16 protein-coding genes and 3 pseudogenes are annotated in these 18,164 nt (G+C 61.2%); 9 read left to right on the top strand and 10 right to left on the bottom strand.

Annotation, left to right across the window (positions count from 1 at the left end):
* Positions 1 to 302 precede the first annotated feature (302 nt).
* The 4 genes from NMG70_RS20920 (at position 303) to NMG70_RS20905 (ending at position 3,665) form a co-directional block, all read left to right on the top strand.
* A complete protein-coding gene (locus tag NMG70_RS20920; RefSeq protein WP_254026295.1) occupies positions 303 to 1,127 on the top strand; it encodes an LssY C-terminal domain-containing protein in 825 nt (274 codons plus the stop codon).
* A 108-nt stretch (positions 1,128 to 1,235) separates the two neighbouring features.
* On the top strand, positions 1,236 to 2,315 hold the full coding sequence (locus NMG70_RS20915) for an AI-2E family transporter (RefSeq protein WP_254026294.1): 1,080 nt from the start codon (positions 1,236 to 1,238) through the stop codon (positions 2,313 to 2,315).
* Positions 2,316 to 2,640: 325 nt separating this feature from the next.
* Entirely contained in the window at positions 2,641 to 2,784 is a 144-nt protein-coding gene (locus NMG70_RS20910) for a hypothetical protein (protein WP_254026293.1), read from the top strand.
* Positions 2,785 to 3,365: 581 nt separating this feature from the next.
* The gene (locus NMG70_RS20905; RefSeq protein ID WP_254026292.1) at positions 3,366 to 3,665 is read left to right on the top strand and encodes a DNA-binding transcriptional response regulator; all 300 of its coding nucleotides are present in this window, start codon (positions 3,366 to 3,368) and stop codon (positions 3,663 to 3,665) included.
* Here NMG70_RS20905 and NMG70_RS20900 read toward each other — a convergent pair.
* Positions 3,631 to 5,616, bottom strand: a complete 1,986-nt coding sequence (locus NMG70_RS20900; protein WP_254026291.1) for an MASE1 domain-containing protein — start codon at positions 5,614 to 5,616, stop codon at positions 3,631 to 3,633. The genes NMG70_RS20905 and NMG70_RS20900 overlap by 35 nt on opposite strands.
* Positions 5,617 to 7,000: 1,384 nt before the next feature.
* Here NMG70_RS20900 and NMG70_RS20895 point away from each other — a divergent pair.
* From NMG70_RS20895 to NMG70_RS20885, 3 genes are all read left to right on the top strand, one after another.
* On the top strand, positions 7,001 to 7,288 hold the full coding sequence (locus NMG70_RS20895) for a hypothetical protein (protein WP_254026290.1): 288 nt from the start codon (positions 7,001 to 7,003) through the stop codon (positions 7,286 to 7,288).
* Between the two features lie 405 nt (positions 7,289 to 7,693).
* Complete coding sequence (locus NMG70_RS20890; RefSeq protein WP_254026289.1) at positions 7,694 to 7,906, top strand: hypothetical protein; 213 nt, start codon at positions 7,694 to 7,696, stop codon at positions 7,904 to 7,906.
* A gap of 297 nt (positions 7,907 to 8,203) precedes the next feature.
* Positions 8,204 to 8,719, top strand: a complete 516-nt coding sequence (locus NMG70_RS20885) for a hypothetical protein (protein WP_254026288.1) — start codon at positions 8,204 to 8,206, stop codon at positions 8,717 to 8,719.
* A 360-nt stretch (positions 8,720 to 9,079) separates the two neighbouring features.
* Here NMG70_RS20885 and NMG70_RS20880 read toward each other — a convergent pair whose 3' ends face one another.
* Both NMG70_RS20880 and NMG70_RS20875 read right to left on the bottom strand, forming a co-directional pair.
* Complete coding sequence (locus tag NMG70_RS20880) at positions 9,080 to 10,243, bottom strand: extracellular catalytic domain type 1 short-chain-length polyhydroxyalkanoate depolymerase (protein WP_254026287.1); 1,164 nt, start codon at positions 10,241 to 10,243, stop codon at positions 9,080 to 9,082.
* Between the two features lie 189 nt (positions 10,244 to 10,432).
* Entirely contained in the window at positions 10,433 to 11,047 is a 615-nt protein-coding gene (locus tag NMG70_RS20875) for a hypothetical protein (protein ID WP_254026286.1), read from the bottom strand.
* Here NMG70_RS20875 and NMG70_RS20870 point away from each other — a divergent pair.
* Positions 11,039 to 11,377, top strand: a pseudogene (locus NMG70_RS20870) (aldo/keto reductase); the annotation flags it as partial. The gene NMG70_RS20875 and the pseudogene NMG70_RS20870 sit on opposite strands and share 9 nt — an antisense overlap.
* Positions 11,378 to 11,501: 124 nt before the next feature.
* On the opposite strand, the gene NMG70_RS20865 reads toward NMG70_RS20870, so the two are convergent.
* From NMG70_RS20865 to NMG70_RS20840, 6 genes and pseudogenes are all read right to left on the bottom strand, one after another.
* On the bottom strand, positions 11,502 to 12,197 hold the full coding sequence (locus tag NMG70_RS20865; RefSeq protein WP_254026285.1) for a type 1 glutamine amidotransferase domain-containing protein: 696 nt from the start codon (positions 12,195 to 12,197) through the stop codon (positions 11,502 to 11,504).
* A 240-nt stretch (positions 12,198 to 12,437) separates the two neighbouring features.
* Complete coding sequence (locus tag NMG70_RS20860) at positions 12,438 to 13,193, bottom strand: SDR family NAD(P)-dependent oxidoreductase (RefSeq protein WP_254026284.1); 756 nt, start codon at positions 13,191 to 13,193, stop codon at positions 12,438 to 12,440.
* A 107-nt stretch (positions 13,194 to 13,300) separates the two neighbouring features.
* Positions 13,301 to 14,661: pseudogene (locus NMG70_RS20855) on the bottom strand (class-II fumarase/aspartase family protein); the annotation flags it as partial.
* Entirely contained in the window at positions 14,651 to 15,169 is a 519-nt protein-coding gene (locus tag NMG70_RS20850; protein ID WP_254026283.1) for a hypothetical protein, read from the bottom strand. The gene NMG70_RS20850 and the pseudogene NMG70_RS20855, both read right to left, overlap by 11 nt.
* 38 nt (positions 15,170 to 15,207) lie before the next feature.
* On the bottom strand, positions 15,208 to 15,744 hold the full coding sequence (locus NMG70_RS20845) for an aldehyde dehydrogenase family protein (protein WP_254026282.1): 537 nt from the start codon (positions 15,742 to 15,744) through the stop codon (positions 15,208 to 15,210).
* Positions 15,692 to 16,654: an aldehyde dehydrogenase family protein gene (locus NMG70_RS20840; RefSeq protein ID WP_254026281.1), complete on the bottom strand. Its 963-nt coding sequence runs from the start codon at positions 16,652 to 16,654 to the stop codon at positions 15,692 to 15,694. Before NMG70_RS20840 ends, NMG70_RS20845 begins: the two co-directional genes overlap by 53 nt.
* 164 nt (positions 16,655 to 16,818) lie before the next feature.
* Here NMG70_RS20840 and NMG70_RS20835 point away from each other — a divergent pair, with 164 nt between their 5' ends.
* On the top strand, positions 16,819 to 17,784 hold the full coding sequence (locus tag NMG70_RS20835) for an AraC family transcriptional regulator (protein ID WP_254026280.1): 966 nt from the start codon (positions 16,819 to 16,821) through the stop codon (positions 17,782 to 17,784).
* 82 nt (positions 17,785 to 17,866) lie between these two features.
* Here the strand turns inward: NMG70_RS20835 and NMG70_RS20830 are convergent.
* Positions 17,867 to 18,128: pseudogene (locus NMG70_RS20830) on the bottom strand (LysR substrate-binding domain-containing protein); the annotation flags it as partial.
* Between the last annotated feature and the right edge of the window lie 36 nt (positions 18,129 to 18,164).

Here is an 18,164-nt window from a genome sequence, read left to right as displayed (position 1 = left end):
CGATGAGGGCCTGCTCGTCAAGGTCGGCTACGGCATTTATCGCGCCGCCGAAAGCGGTCATTCGCCAACGTCTGTTTCGCGCCCAAAAAATGCCTTCCACCGACGTTTGCATACGAATGGACCGGCCGCGCGGTTCGGGACCAACAAGACCTTTGCCGATAGCACTTCCCCAAAGAGCAATATCGTGACGACGAAACGTGAGGTAAAAATGGTCTGACGGCGGCTATGCTCAATCGGCAGAATCCGGGCACGAACCGGGAAGTCGACGCCGAGGCTATTGGCGCCATACGGGACAATGAATTTTGAGGACACTTACGCGGTTATTCCAGAGATTTCTCATCATCTGTCTGGGAGTAGTCAGCGTTTGGCTCATAGTCTTTATCGTCTTCGATACTGCGGACCGCAGACTTCCATGGGTCCTAGCCGTAGGTCTTACCTACGGGCTTGCTGCCTATGTCATTTTGCCAAACGTAGTCCGAATGGGCCTTAAGGTTCTGCACCGGAGGCTCATTCCTAGATACTCAATCACCGGAGACGGCTTGCCCGGCGATCCAGTAAATCTAGTCCTGATCGGGACCCGTCAACAACTCTGCGATGCATTTGCAGCAGCGGGCTGGTCAACGGCTGATCGTTTGGGGGTTGCAAGCTCGTGGCGGATGGTACGAGCGTTCCTGCTCAACTTTTCGTATCCCACTGCCCCATTCAGCACGCTCTATCTCTTTGGACGAAGGCAGGACATAGGTTTTCAACAGCCCATCAACGACAGTCCGCGCAAGCGCCATCATATCCGCTTCTGGGCGCTGGGCCTCTCCCACTCGAGCGACGATATCACGGCAGCAAGCTTCTGGCTAAATACGGATAGACCGCCGAACGATCAGCGTGTCCTGTGGGTCGGGGCGGGCACCAGAGATACCGGATTATCGCTAACCAGGCTGACGCTCCAAGTGACACACGCTACCGATTCAGACACGAATGCTGAACGAGACTACATAGTCACCCAGCTGAAGACGAAGCGGGTGATCGGGGATGTCGTATTGCACCAGTCCGGTTCACGTCTGCAGACCGGAAAGGTCAACCATTACATTACCGATGGTGAGATCGCCTTCGCCAGCTTGATAGAGAATTGACAAAGGAAGATCTATACCGTCGCCCCTCCATTGGATCCGATGACACGTGCGCCGAGATCAACAAGTGGCCGACAGTTGAGCTCGAAACGGGATGTGGGGAGAAGGTCGATGAGAATTGCGCAACCAGCTACGTTCTGGATTGGGGTTTCCGCAGTCGCCTTGGTTGCGCTGGTGCTGTTGCGCGAAATCCTGCTGCCATTTGTCGTAGGCACGTTGCTCGCCTATCTCCTCGTTCCGGCGGTCGACAGGTTGGAGCGGTTCGGGATCAATCGAACCCTTGCAGCACTAGCCGTCTTCTTGCCGCTGATCGTGGGCATTATCGGGTTAATGTTGGTCATGCTCCCGGTAATTATTGGCGAACTCAGATTTTTTGTTGAGGAGTTTCCCCGCTACATCACGCGTCTGCAGTCCCTTGCGACCGATGCAAGTGGCCCCTGGATGCGTAGTGTCATAGGTGAGAATCTTCACATCGAGCAATCGTCTGTCGATGTCGTGAGGACGGTGGGCAGCAAATGGCTCGACGGCGTCGTTACCTCGCTATGGTCGAGCGGAAGAGCCTTGATTTCCCTTCTTTCCCTGCTCGTCGTCACGCCAATCATCGCCATCTATCTCGTGATTGACTGGCATCGAATGATCGCAACGGTCGATGGTTGGTTTGCTCCGGAGTACCGCGACGATATTCGGGCGCTGGGGCGCGAAATCCACGATACTGTTGCCGGCTTCGTGCGCGGTCAGGTCGTCATCTGCCTCGTTCTTGCCGTCATTTATGCCGCTGCTTTGAAGCTGACCGGACTCAACCATGCCATTTTGATCGGCATCACAGCAGGCCTCATCAGTTTCGTTCCCTATCTCGGGGCAGCCAGCGGTATCTTGGTGTCCGTATGCGTTGCAGTGGACCAGTTCTGGCCCGATTGGGCACCTGTCGCTGTTGTGGGGGGCATCTTCATCGTTGGTGAAATGCTTGCCGACTATGTGCTGTCGCCGCGCCTCATCGGTCGTCGCGTCAACCTCAATCCAGTCTGGATGATGTTTGCGCTGTTCGCCTTTGGGTGGCTGTTTGGCTTCATCGGTGTCTTGCTAGCGATACCAATCGCGGCTTCGCTAGGTGTTATCCTGCGCTTCGCGAGGCGGAAATCTCTAGCAAGCGCAGGTCACGACGTTTCAGCCGGTTCTAGCACGGAGCAGTGAAAAGACCGAAAGTGGTGCCAGCTGTGTGGGTGCAGATTATGCACCGAACTCTGCAGGCGCGTTTGGCCTTCGAGAAATCAACCTACGGCCTTGCTACCAGAGCGCCGCCAGTAGCGAAGGTGAACGCGCCACACAGAAGTCTCGCCGACTTCTCCAAAGAACAATATCGCCATCCGAAAACGCTCCATAAGCTCCCGTTGCGTCAACTGACTATGTACCCGAAGACTTTCCGCAGCTTAAGGAGCACTGGACTCGCCAGCGAGCGGCGATCGGCGCCACCAAATTCAGTGCGGTGAATGGGACCTTGGCCCACTGAGAGCCTTGATTGAAACGTTCTCGTTCTGAACATGGCAAGCCGGACGGCATTCATTTGATGATCGGCCGCAGACCGGTTGTCGCGTTCGGCAATTCGACCGGCGACAGGCAGATGCTGGAATATACCGAAGCAGGCGACGGCCCGCGGCTCTAGATGCTGCTGTTGCACGACGATGCCGAGCGCGAATATGCCTACGGGCCGGCGCAGGGGCTCCCGAGACCAAGGTGGGCCCTTTTACACAGGAACTCTGCGACGACGCGATGAAGAACGGATGGCTCGTCCTCAGCGTGAAGAAAGACTGGGGAAAGATCTTCACTTGGCGTGATGTTCTGGCCTTACCTCATCCCCTACGCGGTGACTGTAGCCGACGCTGCTGCCCCGGAAAATTCGCTGCTGTTTTTCTTCTATGGTGGAATTGTCGTCCTGCCTGCGTCGTTGCCTATACGATCGGCGTCTACGTGGTATTCCGCGGCAAGATTGGGCGTGTCGATACGTGAGCACAATTCTCGCAAAGTTTAGTCGAGCCGACATTCGACGTATTCCTCGACAGCCGGAACTCCAGTCTGGAGGAAATTACCCGTAGTAGGCCAACAGCGTTTAGGATAGAGGTGGGTCCAACATAATATGTTGAGGAGCCGGTGACTTCACCCAGCCCCCGCGGCACGCCCACGGCCGGGTCATTGACGGGCGTGCGTATCCTCTTGGTTGAGGATTCCTGGCACCTCGCAAGAGCTATGGCGAGGCTGCTTAACGCGTTGGGGGCTGACTTGGCCGGGCCCGTTGCAACCGCAGCCGACGCCGAGCGCCTCATCTCCGAACGCCGCCCTGATGTAGCGCTCGTCGACTTTAGCCTCCGAGACGGCGAGCCCGCTCATGACCTGATCGACCGTCTGCAAGATCAAGGGATCAGTGTCATCGTCATTACCGGCTACGAGGTCGTTCCGATAGCACCGGGCAAAGTTGAAGCTATCTTGCATAAACCCGTCAGCGCGGCACATCTTATTGCAACGGTGCGTCAAGTGACGTCGCGCTAGCTGCTGGATGGCCGGAAGTGGCTCCCTTTATGTCTGTCACGGTCACGGCCTTGACAGGAAACTCAATTCTGCAGCAAACGCCCTCGGATGCAAATACGAGGTCGACCGAACCGCCGAGCTCGTGAGGGATAAGATCACGAATGAGGCTGACGCCGTATCCGCATTGCGGCGAAGCCGCAATTGCGGGGCCGCCAATCTCACGCCATACGATCGACAGGTTTGTCGCATTCTCGCTAGGCCCGCGGTTACAGACCACCTCCACCCGCCCATTTCTGGTCGACAGTGCGCCGTACTTCGCAGCGTTCGTTGCCAGCTCGTTGAGCACCATCGCCAACCCCTGTGTCTCCGCGACCGTGAGTGTGAAGTTGGAGCCACGGATCGTTGTGTTTGCATCCGTCGCGTAGGGCGCAAGCTGATGGCGGACAAGGTCCATGAGGTCAACGCCGTGCCAACGATTCTGGCTGAGTAGCGAGTGGGCGGCGGCCATGGATTGAATGCGCCTATCGAGTGCTTGAATGTATTCGTCCAGCGAACCACTGCCCGGGCTCGTATCCGTGATGACGACGGAAACGCGTGCCAGCAAGTTCTTGACGCGATGATCCAGTTCGGCGACCAACAGGCGTTGGTGCTCCTCAGACCGCTTGCGTTCGGTGACGTCAACAGTGAGGCCCTTGAGGCATACAAGGCGCCCCATTGCATCGAACTCGGCCTTGGCCACTTCCTCTAGCCAGACTTCCCAACCGTCGCAGCGCTTGAAGCGGAATGTTACGGTATATGTGGGGCTTTCGGGGCGGACACCGCGGACGAGCGCTTTGAAGCGCCCGCGGTCGTCCGGATGGACTCTCGAGAGAAAGTTACCGGCGGTCAGCGTTTGCCGCGGCTCATAACCCAGGATCTGCGCGGCGTTTGCGCTGCGCAGCGACGAGCCCGTCCGGACATCCCAAACGAACGCCGTGGCCGCCCCTGCCGACAGCGCCTCTTGCAAGCGGGCTTCGCTCTCCATGAGCGCGTCCTCGTGCTGACGCCGCTCGGCGAACAGCGCAGCAAGGACGTATGCGCAGAGCGCAACCATCAGTATGCCGGCTTGAGCGGCAAGGATGCGGTCCGCAACCGGAAGATCCGGGTCGCCGAAATGGCCAATTCCAAACGTCGTCGTCCACACTATTGCAACGGCAACAATGAACGCCGCTGCCGAAGCGAAGATCGGCCGGCAACGGGCCGCTATCCACAAGAGTAACGGGAATAGTAGCGCGATCGGCACTACTGTTTTCCAAGGCTCCGCTGGCAGGGAAATGACGACGAGGCTCATCGCGGCTACCGCCGCCAGAGCCAAGAGACCTTCGATTGCCTCGCTTTGCGGCGGCGGCTCGCGTGCTGCTGAGGCGAGGCCGATCACCAGCGGCGCAGTCGTGACGATGCCAAGCGCGTCAGATAAGAACCAGTTTTGCCAAATGGCAAAAATCGATGTCGTCGCGCCATAGAATAAAGTGAACCCCAAGCTCCCGCCGATCCCGGATGCAGCGGCACCGACGATCGCCGCCCCTAACAGTCCCAGCACGTTGCGCAGGCGGTTGAGACTCACTTCGGAACCGAAGTAGCGCTCGATCAGACTAGCTGTAAGCAGGGCTTCCACCCCATTGCATACGGCGAAGACGGTGGCGCTCCCGAGGTCTCGGTCACCCAAGAGATTGGCCGCGATGGTGGCGAGTATCGTCCCAACCACAACCCCCAATCGCGCTCTTGGCCCAAGGGCGATCAACGTGCCCGCGGCGATACCAGCGGCGGGCCAGAACACGGCAACGCCATCAGGAGTGAGTAGGGAAAGGCTTAACTGTGCCGCCAGGAAATACGCGATACCGACGACAACAGCGAGCCAAATTGAACTCGTCCACTGCCGCGTCTGGTCGGCGGCATCGGAACCTTGAGCTTGGACTCGTAGATGCTGCAGCATGTCACCGCCTCAGTCACATATCACAAATAGCACAGGATGTGTGATGCGAGTCGATCTCCAGTCTCATGGTCATGGTGCAGTCTGGAGGCGGGCTTGATTGCAGCTGTTTAGCTTTAGGACCGGAATGTCCGGATCGGTCGATTCTTCCGGTTCTCGTGTTGGAAGGTTTCGCCGGCCGAATCTCTGAGACGGCTCGTTTCGGCGCAATCGCGCCGAGTCTATGTCTTTTCACGATGTCGCCGCCGACTCTACGATGAGCCATTTGCAGGCCTAGGCGAAGGCAAGGCGCCACGCTAACTTACCCTGACTTCGATAGGCGTCTCTGCTGTTTGCAACCATTTTGGCAGAAGCGAACCAAATTGAAGCGTAAGGAACATCGCACACTGCGCGCAGGATCGGGCCGTATCGTAGAAAAGGCGGTGGCTCCCCGGGCTGGACGAAACCGCGAACTACGTGCTGCCGATTCCCCTCAAAACTACGCCAGAGCCCTCCGTCAGGTTGCGGAAGCGTGATCGCGATCGCGCCAAGCGGATCCGGCTTGCCGGTGGTCCGAAGCCGACATTGAGGGAACGCGCCGTCTCGCTCGCTCTTGGGAAGGGCGAAGTCCGGACAAAAGACCTAACCGACATCGGCGTTCCCCGTTGCTACCTCGCCCGCATATGCGAGGAAGGGTTGCTCGTGAAGGTGGGTTACGGCCGCCATCGTGCGGCCGTTCCCAAAGCGGCTTGATGGCACGATAAGTACGACTCTTGAGGGGCACGAGATGCTGACGAGAGCCGGAGTAGGATTAGATACGCTGGCGCAGAAGAGGCGGGGCTTGTGCTCTGGAACGGGCAAGTAGCGGCAGAGGAAGCTGACGCCCGGCAGATTTTGGCGTCCAAAAGGCAAGAGCGGACGTTCAGGTCACACGGCGTGATGACTATGGGGTGACCCGTTGCTGACCTTGGCAGGAACGAACCCACCAATCGTGAGGATTTGACAGGGCAGGCCAGTATGGCTGGGATGGATTTGGTTGGCAGGGGGGATGTTTTCTACACAAAACCATCTTAGCGGCTGGTTCGCCAACCCATATCTCTCGTATGATCTCCTATGGTCTGGCAACCCGACAACAACGATTCCGCTTGAACGTCGGCTCCGTGTATCTTGTCGCACATTGAGACCAGCGTCGTGGGGCGCTGAGAAACGGGCCCTCACGATCCAGACGCGCTCGGCCGAAAAGCTGGTCGGTGATCGATCGGGTCCCAAGCCAATTTCCGCCTGCCGCGCTCAACGCAATTGCAAGACGTTCAAATTTGAGCTTCCATCTCCTGTAGTCACTTAAACCTTCTGCGCCGTAAGGTTCAGCCGTCCGTCGGCGACGATGACGACGAAATAGGAGAACGCAATGACCCGCAATCACGTTGAACGTCTTGGAGAATTCAGGGAAATCCTGGTCGCGACTCGACGCGAAGGAGTCCGTAACGTCCACCATACTCGCGACGCAATGCGGGCAAGTGGCTTTCAGATCGGGGACAGCGACGGCTCCAGTTACGGAGCCGAGCTGAAGGCGCTCCAGGAGGAAATCGAGGCAGTCGATCGCGCCATCGAAGACGAGAAGCGGCTGGCCTTGGTCCTTGAGAGTGCAGCTCAAGCCCGCCGACCGACTAAACCGAGAATCGTGAAGGCAACATAGAGACAGGTACGGCCCTTGGCGCCCGTCGCGGCGATCGCCTGCGGTAGTGATGTTAGGCTCGTCGCCGCCGTGGTGAGCGCCCGAACGTCATCCGTTGCCCATCCAAAGTCGGGAAGGGACGGCCGAAGCCGCCCTCTGCCGATGTCGTCGGGCGTCATCCCGCCTCCGGCGTGCGAAGATCGCCGACGATCGCAAGACTGTAATAACATCCGTAGTGGCTGGGACGTAACTCATTACTGCGTATTCAAATGCGGACGGCTACAAGCTTGAGGGCAGCGAGATAGTTTTCCGCCAGCTTGTCGTATGGAGCCATCGCCCTACTCGTATCACGCAGGGCGGCAGTTCGAAGCACTAGGAATGAAGCGGGAGCGTGCTCTCGGCCGCCGAATTTCGAGGAATGCAGCCATGGTTCCGTGGACCGATCAACGCGCCGTCGCGGTTGATCGCCTCAAATCCCCTGAACTTGCTCTCGATGCCATTTCGCATGTTAGCAGCCCCGTAGCTTTTAGAGGTTCACCAGTTCTCGGCGAGCTGATCGCATGGATCGGCTTCTTCATTGTCGCCTCCGGTGCTTTGGGGCTCCATCAGGAAAGCCGATGCCCTGAAGACACGCAGTGAAGACCGCCGCGTATAGTACCTAGTTATCCAGAGCGAGTTGGTTTGATCGCTGTTGCTGCAATTCGCCCGCCCTTGCGCAAACTGGTCGCGCTTTCACGTAGGACACGAGAAACGGGCCAAGGTCGCTGGAGGCCTCACCACCTGTAGTCGGCGTCGGCGACATGAATGCCAATCCGGATGCGTTCGCCCGGAAGTTCGCGTAGTCTTCGGCGCTTCTTGCGAGACCCGGGCCGCTTGTCCTGAATATGAGGTGCTTTCGGGCAAGCTAAAGTCACGAACTGCTTGTAGGGTAATAGTATGACAGTTATCCAGACGTGCGCGCTTCCAGAACAAGCGTTCCTAAGCAAATACGCTGAAGGTGGCGGCTACACGGACTGCTTTGTCATCGAGATGGCCGGCCAGATTTCTTTAGCCGCCTTTGTCGAAGCGTTCTACACAACGTGGCTGTTCAAACTCGAAAGGGCTTTGCTGGTCTTGGCTGCTAAGCCGTCCACGGACCTGCAAGCGAAGGAACTCGCCGCCGGCACGCGCTCAACATTCGCGGCTTGGATCGTAGAGGAACGAGCGGAACATCAACTGCTAATGTGCGATTTGACCACTCGCACCCGATCATGGTTCATGATTGCGGCGACCACCCGCGGAACGCGTCGCGCCACCCTTCTGTTTTTCGGCTCGGCCGTTACGGCGACTATCAACGAAGCGACCGGCGAGGAAACAATAGGCCCCATATTCCATTCTCTAATGGGCTTTCACAGAATCTATTCGAAGGCGCTTCTACACGCGACGAGAAGCCGCCTAAATCGGACGGGCTAGCGTGAATTGTGGGGTGGCACCACGACAGATGGCCGGTCGAGCGTTACGACGGGCCTGCCTGAATGCAGGTGTGCGCCTCGCTTCAAACGAAGGAGCCCGGCAGTGGACGAGTGCAGTGGACGTGGCGTCGACCAGTCGGCGCCGTGCTCAAGGCGTCCTCTGTCGGAAAGAGCGCATCAGCATCTCCGGAGCGAGACCTGACCCGGCGCGATGCTGGAGCAGTATCTGGACGAGGTGCATGAGACCGCTCGCTGAAAAGCGGTCCATGATTGCAAAGACCAACGCCGTCCTTTGCCTGGTCAGAGCCGCTTGACCTTCGCGGGCCGGCGGTCAGTGGGCGAGCGGATTTGCGCCGTCCGCCTAGCGCATCAGGCCCGCTGCCCGCAGGGCATTCTCAATAATCTTCTTCACGCCGGGCTGGCCCAATTCCGTGTGACGCGGGAACTGATGGATGACAGTCGGCTGCGGGGGCTTCGACTTCGCATTTTCTAGACCTGGCGCCGGTGACTGGCGTAGTGGCCGTTGGCTGGCGGGCACTTGCGGCCTCGACTTCCGGGAGGCGCTGTCCTCGGTTACCGCGATCCCCCAGAACTGCGCGATCTCCCGTGTGGAGGCGATGCCGACATCAAGCATATAAGGTCCCGGAGCGCCGAGGCCGTTGCCGAGCGGCGTGCCGTGGCCCATCCCGGCGATCATGTTGATTTCGATCAAGACATCTCCCGCGCCGTTACGCCAGACCTGCTTTGCGTGCGATCCGGCAGCTTCCCGAAGCGTAGGCGCTTTTTCAAGCCGGTGGACTCCCCGCCATTGACCTGCGATCGCTTCCGCGTTGGAAGGCGACACCGTGTGGTCAGCGGCACCGTGCCAAATCGAAATCCTCGGCCAGGGTCCCCGATGATCCGATGCGCCGCGGAGGGCCCGTTGCAGATCCTGTTCCGAAGGACCGCCGTGGCCGCGCATGCGATCGAAGGCCTCCGGGATGGTCGTTGCGCTGCCGAAAGGCAGGCCGGCAATTAACGCACCGCCGGCAAACACTTCCGGATAGGTCGCCAGCATGGCCGCCGCCATTGCGCCTCCGGCCGAGAGGCCGGTGATGAAGATTCGCCTTCGGTCGAGACCGTGGGTGACGACCATCGTCTCGATCATCTGGCGTATCGAAAGCGCCTCGCCCGAACCACGCTTGGTGTCGCCAGGCTGGAACCAGTTGAAACAGAGGTTTGGATTGTTGCCGCGTTGCTGTTCGGGAAAGAGCAGCGCGAAGCCAGCCTCGTCGGCGAGTTGGGACCAGCCGGAATGATGGTTATAGCCGGCCGCGTTCTGTGTGCAGCCATGCAGCACGACGACGACTGCGGCGCCCTTGGATAGGTCATTAGGAATGTAGAACTTCGCTCCCAACCCGCCGGGATTGGTACCGAAGTCGGCCAGCGTCTCGAGAGGATCCGACGCACCGAGGTCGGCGATATGCGTGGCATGTCGTGCCTGCAGCGCAGCGAGGCGGGCGATGGTGTCGGAGATTTTTCGCAATGGCGCCGTCCCTGTTCTGACGCCCGGAATGGACGGCAATCTGTGTAACGCACGTGTCGCAATATCGTTGCTGCATTGCACAATAACAAGAGAGCGTGGCGGGAGATGGAGTCCGGCCGACCCTCTGACTCGGCCGGGAGTAGACGTCTTCAGCCTCGACTTGCTGTGAGATAGAGCGTTAGGTGACCGCTATTGTCGCGGCACGAGACCCACAACCTTGCGATGCACCGCAATGAGATTGTCAGCCTCCCGACGAAACTCGACCGGATCAGAGAGAAGTTTCTCTACGCGGGCCACGGCTGGTCGCACGCGCTCGTCTCGCACCGAGTTAAACAGGGCCGTTGCGTCGTCAGTTCTGCCTGATAGCGCCATTGCCATTCCGGCATCATAGGCAGCCCAGCTTCCTTGCGCTTGTTCGGGAAGCCCTCGTTCCTCCATAGCCAGCACCGTTGCCGCAGCTTCGATTGATATGAAAGTCTGATCCAACCGGTTTGCTTCGTGGGCGGCTGAATCAGCCAAGCGCGTAGCTTCGGGTTCAAATTGAGCGTCAGACGTGTATTCGATGAACGGCTCGGAACGTCTGAAGTAGTCGAAGCTCAAATGTTCCTGCTCAATCCACAACCAATGGGCAGCGACGTTAAGGCCGCTACCCTTCGCCCACCCGCTTGGCTGGAACTCGACCACGGTCAGCCACCAACCGTGATCTAACAACCAGACGCGTGATCGGCCTTTTCGACGGAAGCCAAGCGGAGCGAGGATCTTCTTGGCGGCGTCGGCGATCAACTTGTCGTGTCGGTTTGTCATCAAAACAAATCCTGTATTGCGTGCCGGGCCGACGATGCCATGCTCGACGAGCTTCTCCCGGACGGCATTGCCTATGTGCCGTTCTTTCCACTCGGTGGATTTACGCCGCTGCAATCATCCACCTTGTCGGCTGTCGGCCGCCGCCTGGGCGCCACACCGATGCAAGTGGCGCTCGCTTGGTTGCTTAGGCGTTCACCCAATATCCTCCTGATCCCCGGCACCTCGTCCCTGAAGCATTTGCGGGAGAACCTCGCCGCGGCCGCGCTGAACTTGCCGGAAGATGTATTCGGCGAGTTGGACCGGGTCGCGGCTGACGTCGGCTTCGCCTGAGGCCCGGGTCGACGGGCGCAAGAGGCCCAGGACGACAAGGCAGGTCGGTGACCACCCGCGCCGGTTGTCGCATCGGCGAGCGAGGCCCGGCCGACTTGCCGGAGCCGGCCGGGCGCGCTCTTCGTCAACGAAGCGCGGCGATGACTGCGCCCGCCAGCGCCGCCGATGATCCCGGATTCTGACCGGTCAGAAGGTTGCCGTCCTTGACGACGTAGATGCCCCAGTTCGGCCCTTGCTGAAATACGGCGCCGGACTTGCGCAGAGTGTCGGCGAGCAGCCAGGGCGCATTGTCCGCGGTCCCGAACTCGATTTCCTCCTCGTCGGTGAGGGAAGTCATCTTGCGCCTCGCGAAAGGCCACTGGCCGTTCTCATCCCTGGCCGCCAGCAGCGCCGCCGGGCCGTGACAGACCGCGGCAATGACCTTCTCGTCCCGATCAGCTTCGACCAGCACACGACCCATGTCCGGGTCCTTGTAGAGGTCCTCGACTGGCCCGTGCCCGCCGGGAACGACGACTGCGTCATAGCGGCTGACGTCGACGTTGGCGAGGACCAGCGGCTTTTCGAGCCGATCCGAATTGCTGGCCAGATAGCTGCGCATGCGCTCTGCGATTTCCTCGCCCACGATCGCGGGATCGAGACTGCGTTTATCCATCGTTGGGGTCACGCCTCCGGGGCTGGCGATGTCGACTTGGAAACCGGCTTGGACGAATGCCTCGTCGATAACGACGAATTCCTCGGCCCACACGCCGGTTTCGTAGACCGAGCCGTCCGCGCGGGTCCACCTGTCGGCCGCCGAAAGAACAATCAGGATATTCGACATCTTTCTTCTCCGTAGCTGCTTTGCTCGTTCGTTCACCGTCAACCGGCGATTCCGGATCGGCGGTGATCAAAGTATCGGCGCACCATCCGCGCCGTGTTGCCTGAAGCTCCCCGATCCTTACCTGAAGTCCGGTATCTGCGAGCTTGGCATATCCGCCGGGGAAACGGAGGCCGCCGCGCCCGGACGCAACGGCCTTCCGCAACCACGCGAACCTTTCGGCCCGTTTTAGGGCTGGTCGCATCAGATGTTCTGGCCACCCGACACTTCGATCCGCTGCGCGGTGACCCAGCGATTGTCGGAACCGATCAGGCTGGCAACCGCCGGACCGATGTCATCGGGCAGGCCGACGCGGCCAAGCGCGATCATGTTGGCGAACGCCTCGTTGTACTCCGGCGTATCGCGCACCGCGCCGCCCAGGAAATCCGTCTCGATCGCGCCGGGGGCGATGGTGTTCACCGTGATGCTGCGGCTGCCCAGTTCCTTGGCCATGTAGAGCCTCAGGATCTCGACTGCGCCCTTGGCGGCGGAGTAGGCCGAGAAGCCCGGATAGCTGACGCGGGTCAGGCCCGAGGACAAGTTCATGATGCGCCCGCCGTCGGCGAGCAGCGGCAGAAGGGCCTGGGTGAGGAAGAACACGCCCTTGACGTGGACGTTGAACAGGAGGTCGAACTGCGCCTCGGTCGTTTCGGCAAAGGCGGCCATTTCGCCATGACCGGCGTTGTTGACAAGGTGATCGAAGCTTTGGCGGCCCCAGGTCGAGTTCAGCGCCGATCGGACGCTTTCGACGAACGCCGGAAAAGCAGAGATGTTGCCGACATCGAGATGCAGTGCGACGCCCTTGCGGCCCATGCCTTCGATCTCGGCCACGACGGCCTTTGCGCCTTCGGCGCCGCTTCGATAGGTGAGGATGACATCGCCGCCATGGCGCGCGATGCTGATGGCGGTGTTGCGGCCAAGGCCGCGGCTGCCGCCGGTGACGATCGAGATGGTGGTCATCGGTATCTCCTTGTTGGTGAGCGTTACGCCCATCGGCACTGTCGTCGACCGAACCCGGTCCATGTTGCCGGATAGTCGGGCATTTTTGCCTGATTCAACGAAGGCACGCGCTGTGCGACGCCCAAAACCCGATCGACCATTTCCCGGGCGGAGCCGAGGTAGTTGGCCGGGTCGGTCAGTTCCCGCAGCCTTTCCAGCCCGAGCGGAGTCGCGACATCCTGGACCTTCGCGAGGACGTCGAAGAGCGGCTTTCCGGTTTCCGCGGCTTCACGACACCCGGCATAGAGCAGGTCATGCGCGGCCTGCCGGCCCGTAATCGGCGCAAGCGCCATCATCACTGCCTCCGCGACGATCAGGCCGCGCGACACGCCGAGATTCTCGCGCATCCGACCAGGATGGACCACGAGCCCGGACAGCATGAACGAGGCCTGTGCCAGCGCGCCCGATGCCAAGGCGAAGCTCTCGGGCACCGCCGCCCATTCGAGGTGCGACGGTCCCGTCGCGCGTTCGAAATCATGCGCCATCGCGTCGAGCATTAGCCCGGCGTGCTGGCGAACCATCTTCGCCGCGGCGATGATCAGCTCGCATGAGACGGGATTGAGCTTTTGCGGGATGGTGCTGGAGGCGCCCCGGTGCCGGACGAAGGGCTCGGCGACCTCGCCGATCTCGGTGGTCATTATGATCGAGACGTCGACGGCGATCTTGGCCAGGCTGCCGGTGATCAGGCCGAGGAGTTGGACCGCTTCGGCGAAGCCGTCGCGGCAGGAATGCCAGGTGATCGACGGCATAGCGAGACTGAGTTCGCGCGCAAGCTCCGCCTGAACCGGCAGGCCCTTGTTGCCAAGTGAGGCAAGGGTTCCGGACGCGCCGGAAAACCGATCATCAGAAGGCGCGGCTTCATCTGCTCGATGCGCTCGCGGTGACGTTGAAGCGCCGAAAGCCAAACCGCCGCCTTGTAGCCAAAAGTGATCGGCAGCGCGTGCTGGAGATGGGTGCGTCCGGCCATCGGCGTGTCGCGGTGGAGAGCCGCCAGCCGCCTCAACGCCTCGACCGTCTCAGCGAGGCGCGTTTCGATGACCTCGATCGCGGCTCGGACCTGCAGGACGGTCGCCGTGTCCATGATATCCTGGGTGGTCGCACCCCAGTGCAGATAGCGCCCCGCTTCGCCGGCGGCGTCGGCCAGTTGCTCCACCAGCGGAAGGATCGGATAGCCGACGATCTCTGTCTCGCGACGAAGCCGATCCAGATCGAATGGATAGGTCTCGGCCGCCGCCGCGATGCCCGCGGCCGCGACCTCTGGGATAATCCCCAGACGCGCCTCGGCCCGGGCCAATGCGACCTCGGTCTCGACGCAGCGCTGCACATAGGATCTGAAATTGAACACGTCGCGGACGCGTGCATCGACGAAGCTCGCTCCGAATAGAGGCGAGTCGACGAATGAAAGCGGGAGGAGGGGGTCAGAGGTCATCGCTGCCGTATCTCCGTTGTTGCATCTCCGCGCCGACGGAGCCGCCGAGCTGCAGATGCAAGCGGAGCATCGCCCTGCCGCAAGCGCCCTCCAGGAAGAGCGTCACGGTGGCAGCGAGGAGAAAGAGAAACCCGGCACCGCCGGTGACCACCATGACCGCGCTGACGGGTGCGGCCGGGAGATGCCGGAGTTGGACAAAGAACGAACCGGCGAGGCCCAGGACTGTGGTTGCGGCAAACAGGGCGATTGCCGCATTGAGCAGGCCCAATCCGCGCAGCTGTAAGCGTATGCGCCGCTCCGCGAGAGCGACCGCAGTCGCCGGATCCGCATATTGCGACGACAACTGGTCATCGCGAGCCGCCAGCAAAGCGCGAAACTCCCGCCACTGCGTGATGGCGAGGTTGTAGCGCATGGTCGCGCCATTCTGCAGGATCGCGCAGGCGTTCGTCAGGATCGCCGGCCCGGCGATAAAGGACAGCGGAAAGAACGGATTGTCGATCATGGTCACTGCACCTCCCATGGGCCGCTCGCGCAACTCCGCGGTCGTCAGGCCGGATTGGAGCCCCACCGGAGATTGACGTGCTTCACCCGCTGATAGGGTTCGAGGATCTCGATCCCGCCCTCGGTATCGATGCCGCTTTCCTTCCAGCCGCCCAGCGCGGCCTCGGGATGGTGCGTCAGCGCGCCATTCACGCCGACGACGCCGTATTCCAGCGCATTGGTGAGCCGCTGCTGCCGGCGGACATTGTTGGTGAAGACGTAGGAGGCGAGGCCAAACTCAAGCCCGTTCGCCTTTTCGAGCATCGCGGCTTCGTCGGTGAACGGGAGGATCGGCGCAACCGGGCCAAACGGCTCCTCGTGGAGAATCTCCGCACCGTCCGGCACGCCCGCGAGGACGGTCGGCGCGTAGAAGAACCCGCGATTGCCGACGCCTTCTCCTCCGGCCAGCACTGACGCGCCTCGGGCGCGCGCGTCCTCGACGAGCCCCGAGATTGCTTCGAGACGGCGCGCATTGGCGAGCGGTCCCATCTCAGTCGCGGGGTCCGTTCCGTCGCCGACGCGCAATGCTTGCGCCTGTTCCACGAAGCGCGCGGTGAACCGTTCGCGGATGCTTTCCTCCACGAAGAAGCGGGACGGGCAGAGGGCAGATCTGGCCGGCATTGGTGAACTTCGCCCGCACGAGCAGGTCGGCCGTCCGTTCCGGATCGACGTCGCCGCACACGATCACCGGAGCATGGCCACCCAGTTCCATCGTGACTGGCTTGAGCGCGGCGCCGGCGGCAGCGGCGAGACGCTTCCCGATCGGAATGGAACCGGTGAAGGTGATCTTGGCGACCTCGGGTGCGGCGATGAGATGATCGGAAACCTGATCGGCATGGCCGAAAACCACTGCGATCGCGGAGGAGGTGACGCCCGCCTCGAGTAGCGCCTTGACCATCGCCAGGACGGAACCGGGCGTCTCCTGCGACGGCTTGCAGATGATCGAGCATCCCGCACCCAGCGCGCCGGCGAACTTCTTGGCCGCAAGCGCCATTGGGAAGTTCCACGGCGTGAACGCAGCCACCACGCCGAGGGGATGGTGCTGGACCTCGGTACGGCTTCCCGCCTCGCGGCCGGGCACCACGCGGTCGGCGATGCGCCGCGCCTGCTCGCCGCCCCATTCGAGGAAGTCGGCCGACCGTTCCACCTCGGACCGGGCTTGCGCCAGCGGCTTGCCCTGTTCGAGCGTCATCGTGTGGGCCGCCGTGTCGATGTCGGCGCGCAAGATGTCGGCTGCCTTCTTCAGTATCCGGCCGCGCTCCCAAGCGGGCACCGCCTGCCATTCGCTGAAGCCGCGAGTGGCAGCGGCGAGGGCTTCGCGGAGGTCCTCGGGCGAGGCATAGGCGACACGGCCGATGCTCTCGCCCGTCGCCGGATTGAGGATGGCCTCGCTCTGCCCGGTCGAGCCGGCACGGCTGCTGCCGTCGATGAGAAGATTGAAGTCGAGGTTCATTGACGGGTCTCCTGCGGTCTTCACATGGCGCCAACGGGCAAGCCACGTCACGCCCGTCTCATGTCCCACTAAGGGAGCGCTGTGAGTTGCCGGAAACTCGCAAGTTCTTGCCCAATTCTCCTCGCAGCGTTGTGACGCCAAGCGATGTAGGTTAGTATTTGCCCATGGCTCACACTTTGCTTGATGCAGTGCGCCGCTATGCGGAAGCGCATGCAGACGGGAACGGCGTTGCCCAGACGCCGATCCCGGGGCTGACGCTCATTCGCCAGACCGCCCCGACCGAGTTGCAATACGCCATCAACAAGCCGCTGGTTGCCATGGTTCTCCAAGGCAGCAAGCGGGTGGCCATGGGACCCAGCACGTTCGACTTCGGCGCGGGAGAGTCCCTCCTGATCACTGCCGACGTGCCGACCGTCAGCCAGATCACCCGCGCAAACATCAGCGTTCCATATTTCTCGGTCGTCGTTGATCTCGATCCCGCGGTGATCGAGAGCCTCGTCGTCGACATGGGTTCCATCCCGTTCACCGCCGGTACACCGGTCCGCGTCGATCCGACGGAGGCGGTAGCCGCCGACTCCGCATTGCGCTTGATGGGTCTCCTCGATCGGCCGGCATCGTTGCCGGTTCTGCAGTCGCAGTTGATTCGCGAACTGCATTTCTGGCTGCTGTCGGGCCGGCACGGCGGAGCCATTCGCAACCTCGGCGTAACCAATAGCCACGCGCAGCGCGTGGCTCGCGCGGTGGCGCTCATTCGCGCAGATTTCGCCAAGCCGATCGGCGTGGAGCAATTGGCGGAGGCCGCCAATATGAGCTTGTCGTCATTCCATGAGCACTTCCGGGCCGTCACGTCGCTGACGCCGCTTCAGTTCCAGAAGCAGCTCAAGCTAATCGAAGCGCGCCGGATGATGTTGGCGGACGGCGAGATGATCAGCAACGCGGCCTACGCGGTGGGGTATGAGAGCGTCACCCAGTTCACGCGCGAATATGGCCGCATGTTCGGCATGCCGCCTGCTCGCGACAGGAAGGCTGCCGAGACGCGAATGCAGCCGTCACCCGAGCTGGCTATTCCAGGCGTCAATCAACGGGCGCAGGTGCAATCACGCCGCCTTGCAGGGGGATCCGCTCTATAGAGGCCGGACACTGGCACAACCAGGCCGTTTGTGCGCGTACGATCAGAAAGGCTAACGACGACCCAACTTCGGCCCGTCGAAGTTACCGTTCGCGCCATCGTACATGCTCGACAAGCGCGCGCAATTTGGGCGCGACGTTTCTGCGGCTCGGATAGTAGAGGTAGAAGCCGGCGAAGAACGGGCAATAATCCTCGAGGGCAGGGATGAGCTCCTTGCGTTCCATCGCCGGGCGAAAGGCTCTCCTCCATGCCGAAGGTGATTCCGGCGCCGGCGACGGCGAGCTTGATCATCAGCGCCATGTCGTTGGTCGTGATCTCCGGCTCGACGGCGACACTGAAGCTCTGTGGCGGATAGCCCGTGGGGCGTCAACCATTCACCTA

The organism is Mesorhizobium ventifaucium, from assembly GCF_935822925.1.
GTDB lineage: Bacteria > Pseudomonadota > Alphaproteobacteria > Rhizobiales > Rhizobiaceae > Mesorhizobium > Mesorhizobium ventifaucium.
The sequence above is the reverse complement of the archived record's forward strand: the minus strand, read 5'-3'. Positions and strand labels throughout refer to the sequence as shown.

Coding starts and splice junctions, on each gene's coding strand:
- NMG70_RS20915 (WP_254026294.1), top strand. CDS start 1,236: ATGAGAATTGCGCAACCAGCTACGTTCTGGATTGGGGTTTCCGCAGTC.
- NMG70_RS20905 (WP_254026292.1), top strand. CDS start 3,366: ATGGCGAGGCTGCTTAACGCGTTGGGGGCTGACTTGGCCGGGCCCGTT.
- NMG70_RS20900 (WP_254026291.1), bottom strand. CDS start 5,616: ATGCTGCAGCATCTACGAGTCCAAGCTCAAGGTTCCGATGCCGCCGAC.
- NMG70_RS20895 (WP_254026290.1), top strand. CDS start 7,001: ATGACCCGCAATCACGTTGAACGTCTTGGAGAATTCAGGGAAATCCTG.
- NMG70_RS20890 (WP_254026289.1), top strand. CDS start 7,694: ATGGTTCCGTGGACCGATCAACGCGCCGTCGCGGTTGATCGCCTCAAA.
- NMG70_RS20885 (WP_254026288.1), top strand. CDS start 8,204: ATGACAGTTATCCAGACGTGCGCGCTTCCAGAACAAGCGTTCCTAAGC.
- NMG70_RS20875 (WP_254026286.1), bottom strand. CDS start 11,047: ATGACAAACCGACACGACAAGTTGATCGCCGACGCCGCCAAGAAGATC.
- NMG70_RS20865 (WP_254026285.1), bottom strand. CDS start 12,197: ATGTCGAATATCCTGATTGTTCTTTCGGCGGCCGACAGGTGGACCCGC.
- NMG70_RS20860 (WP_254026284.1), bottom strand. CDS start 13,193: ATGACCACCATCTCGATCGTCACCGGCGGCAGCCGCGGCCTTGGCCGC.
- NMG70_RS20840 (WP_254026281.1), bottom strand. CDS start 16,654: ATGAACCTCGACTTCAATCTTCTCATCGACGGCAGCAGCCGTGCCGGC.
- NMG70_RS20835 (WP_254026280.1), top strand. CDS start 16,819: ATGGCTCACACTTTGCTTGATGCAGTGCGCCGCTATGCGGAAGCGCAT.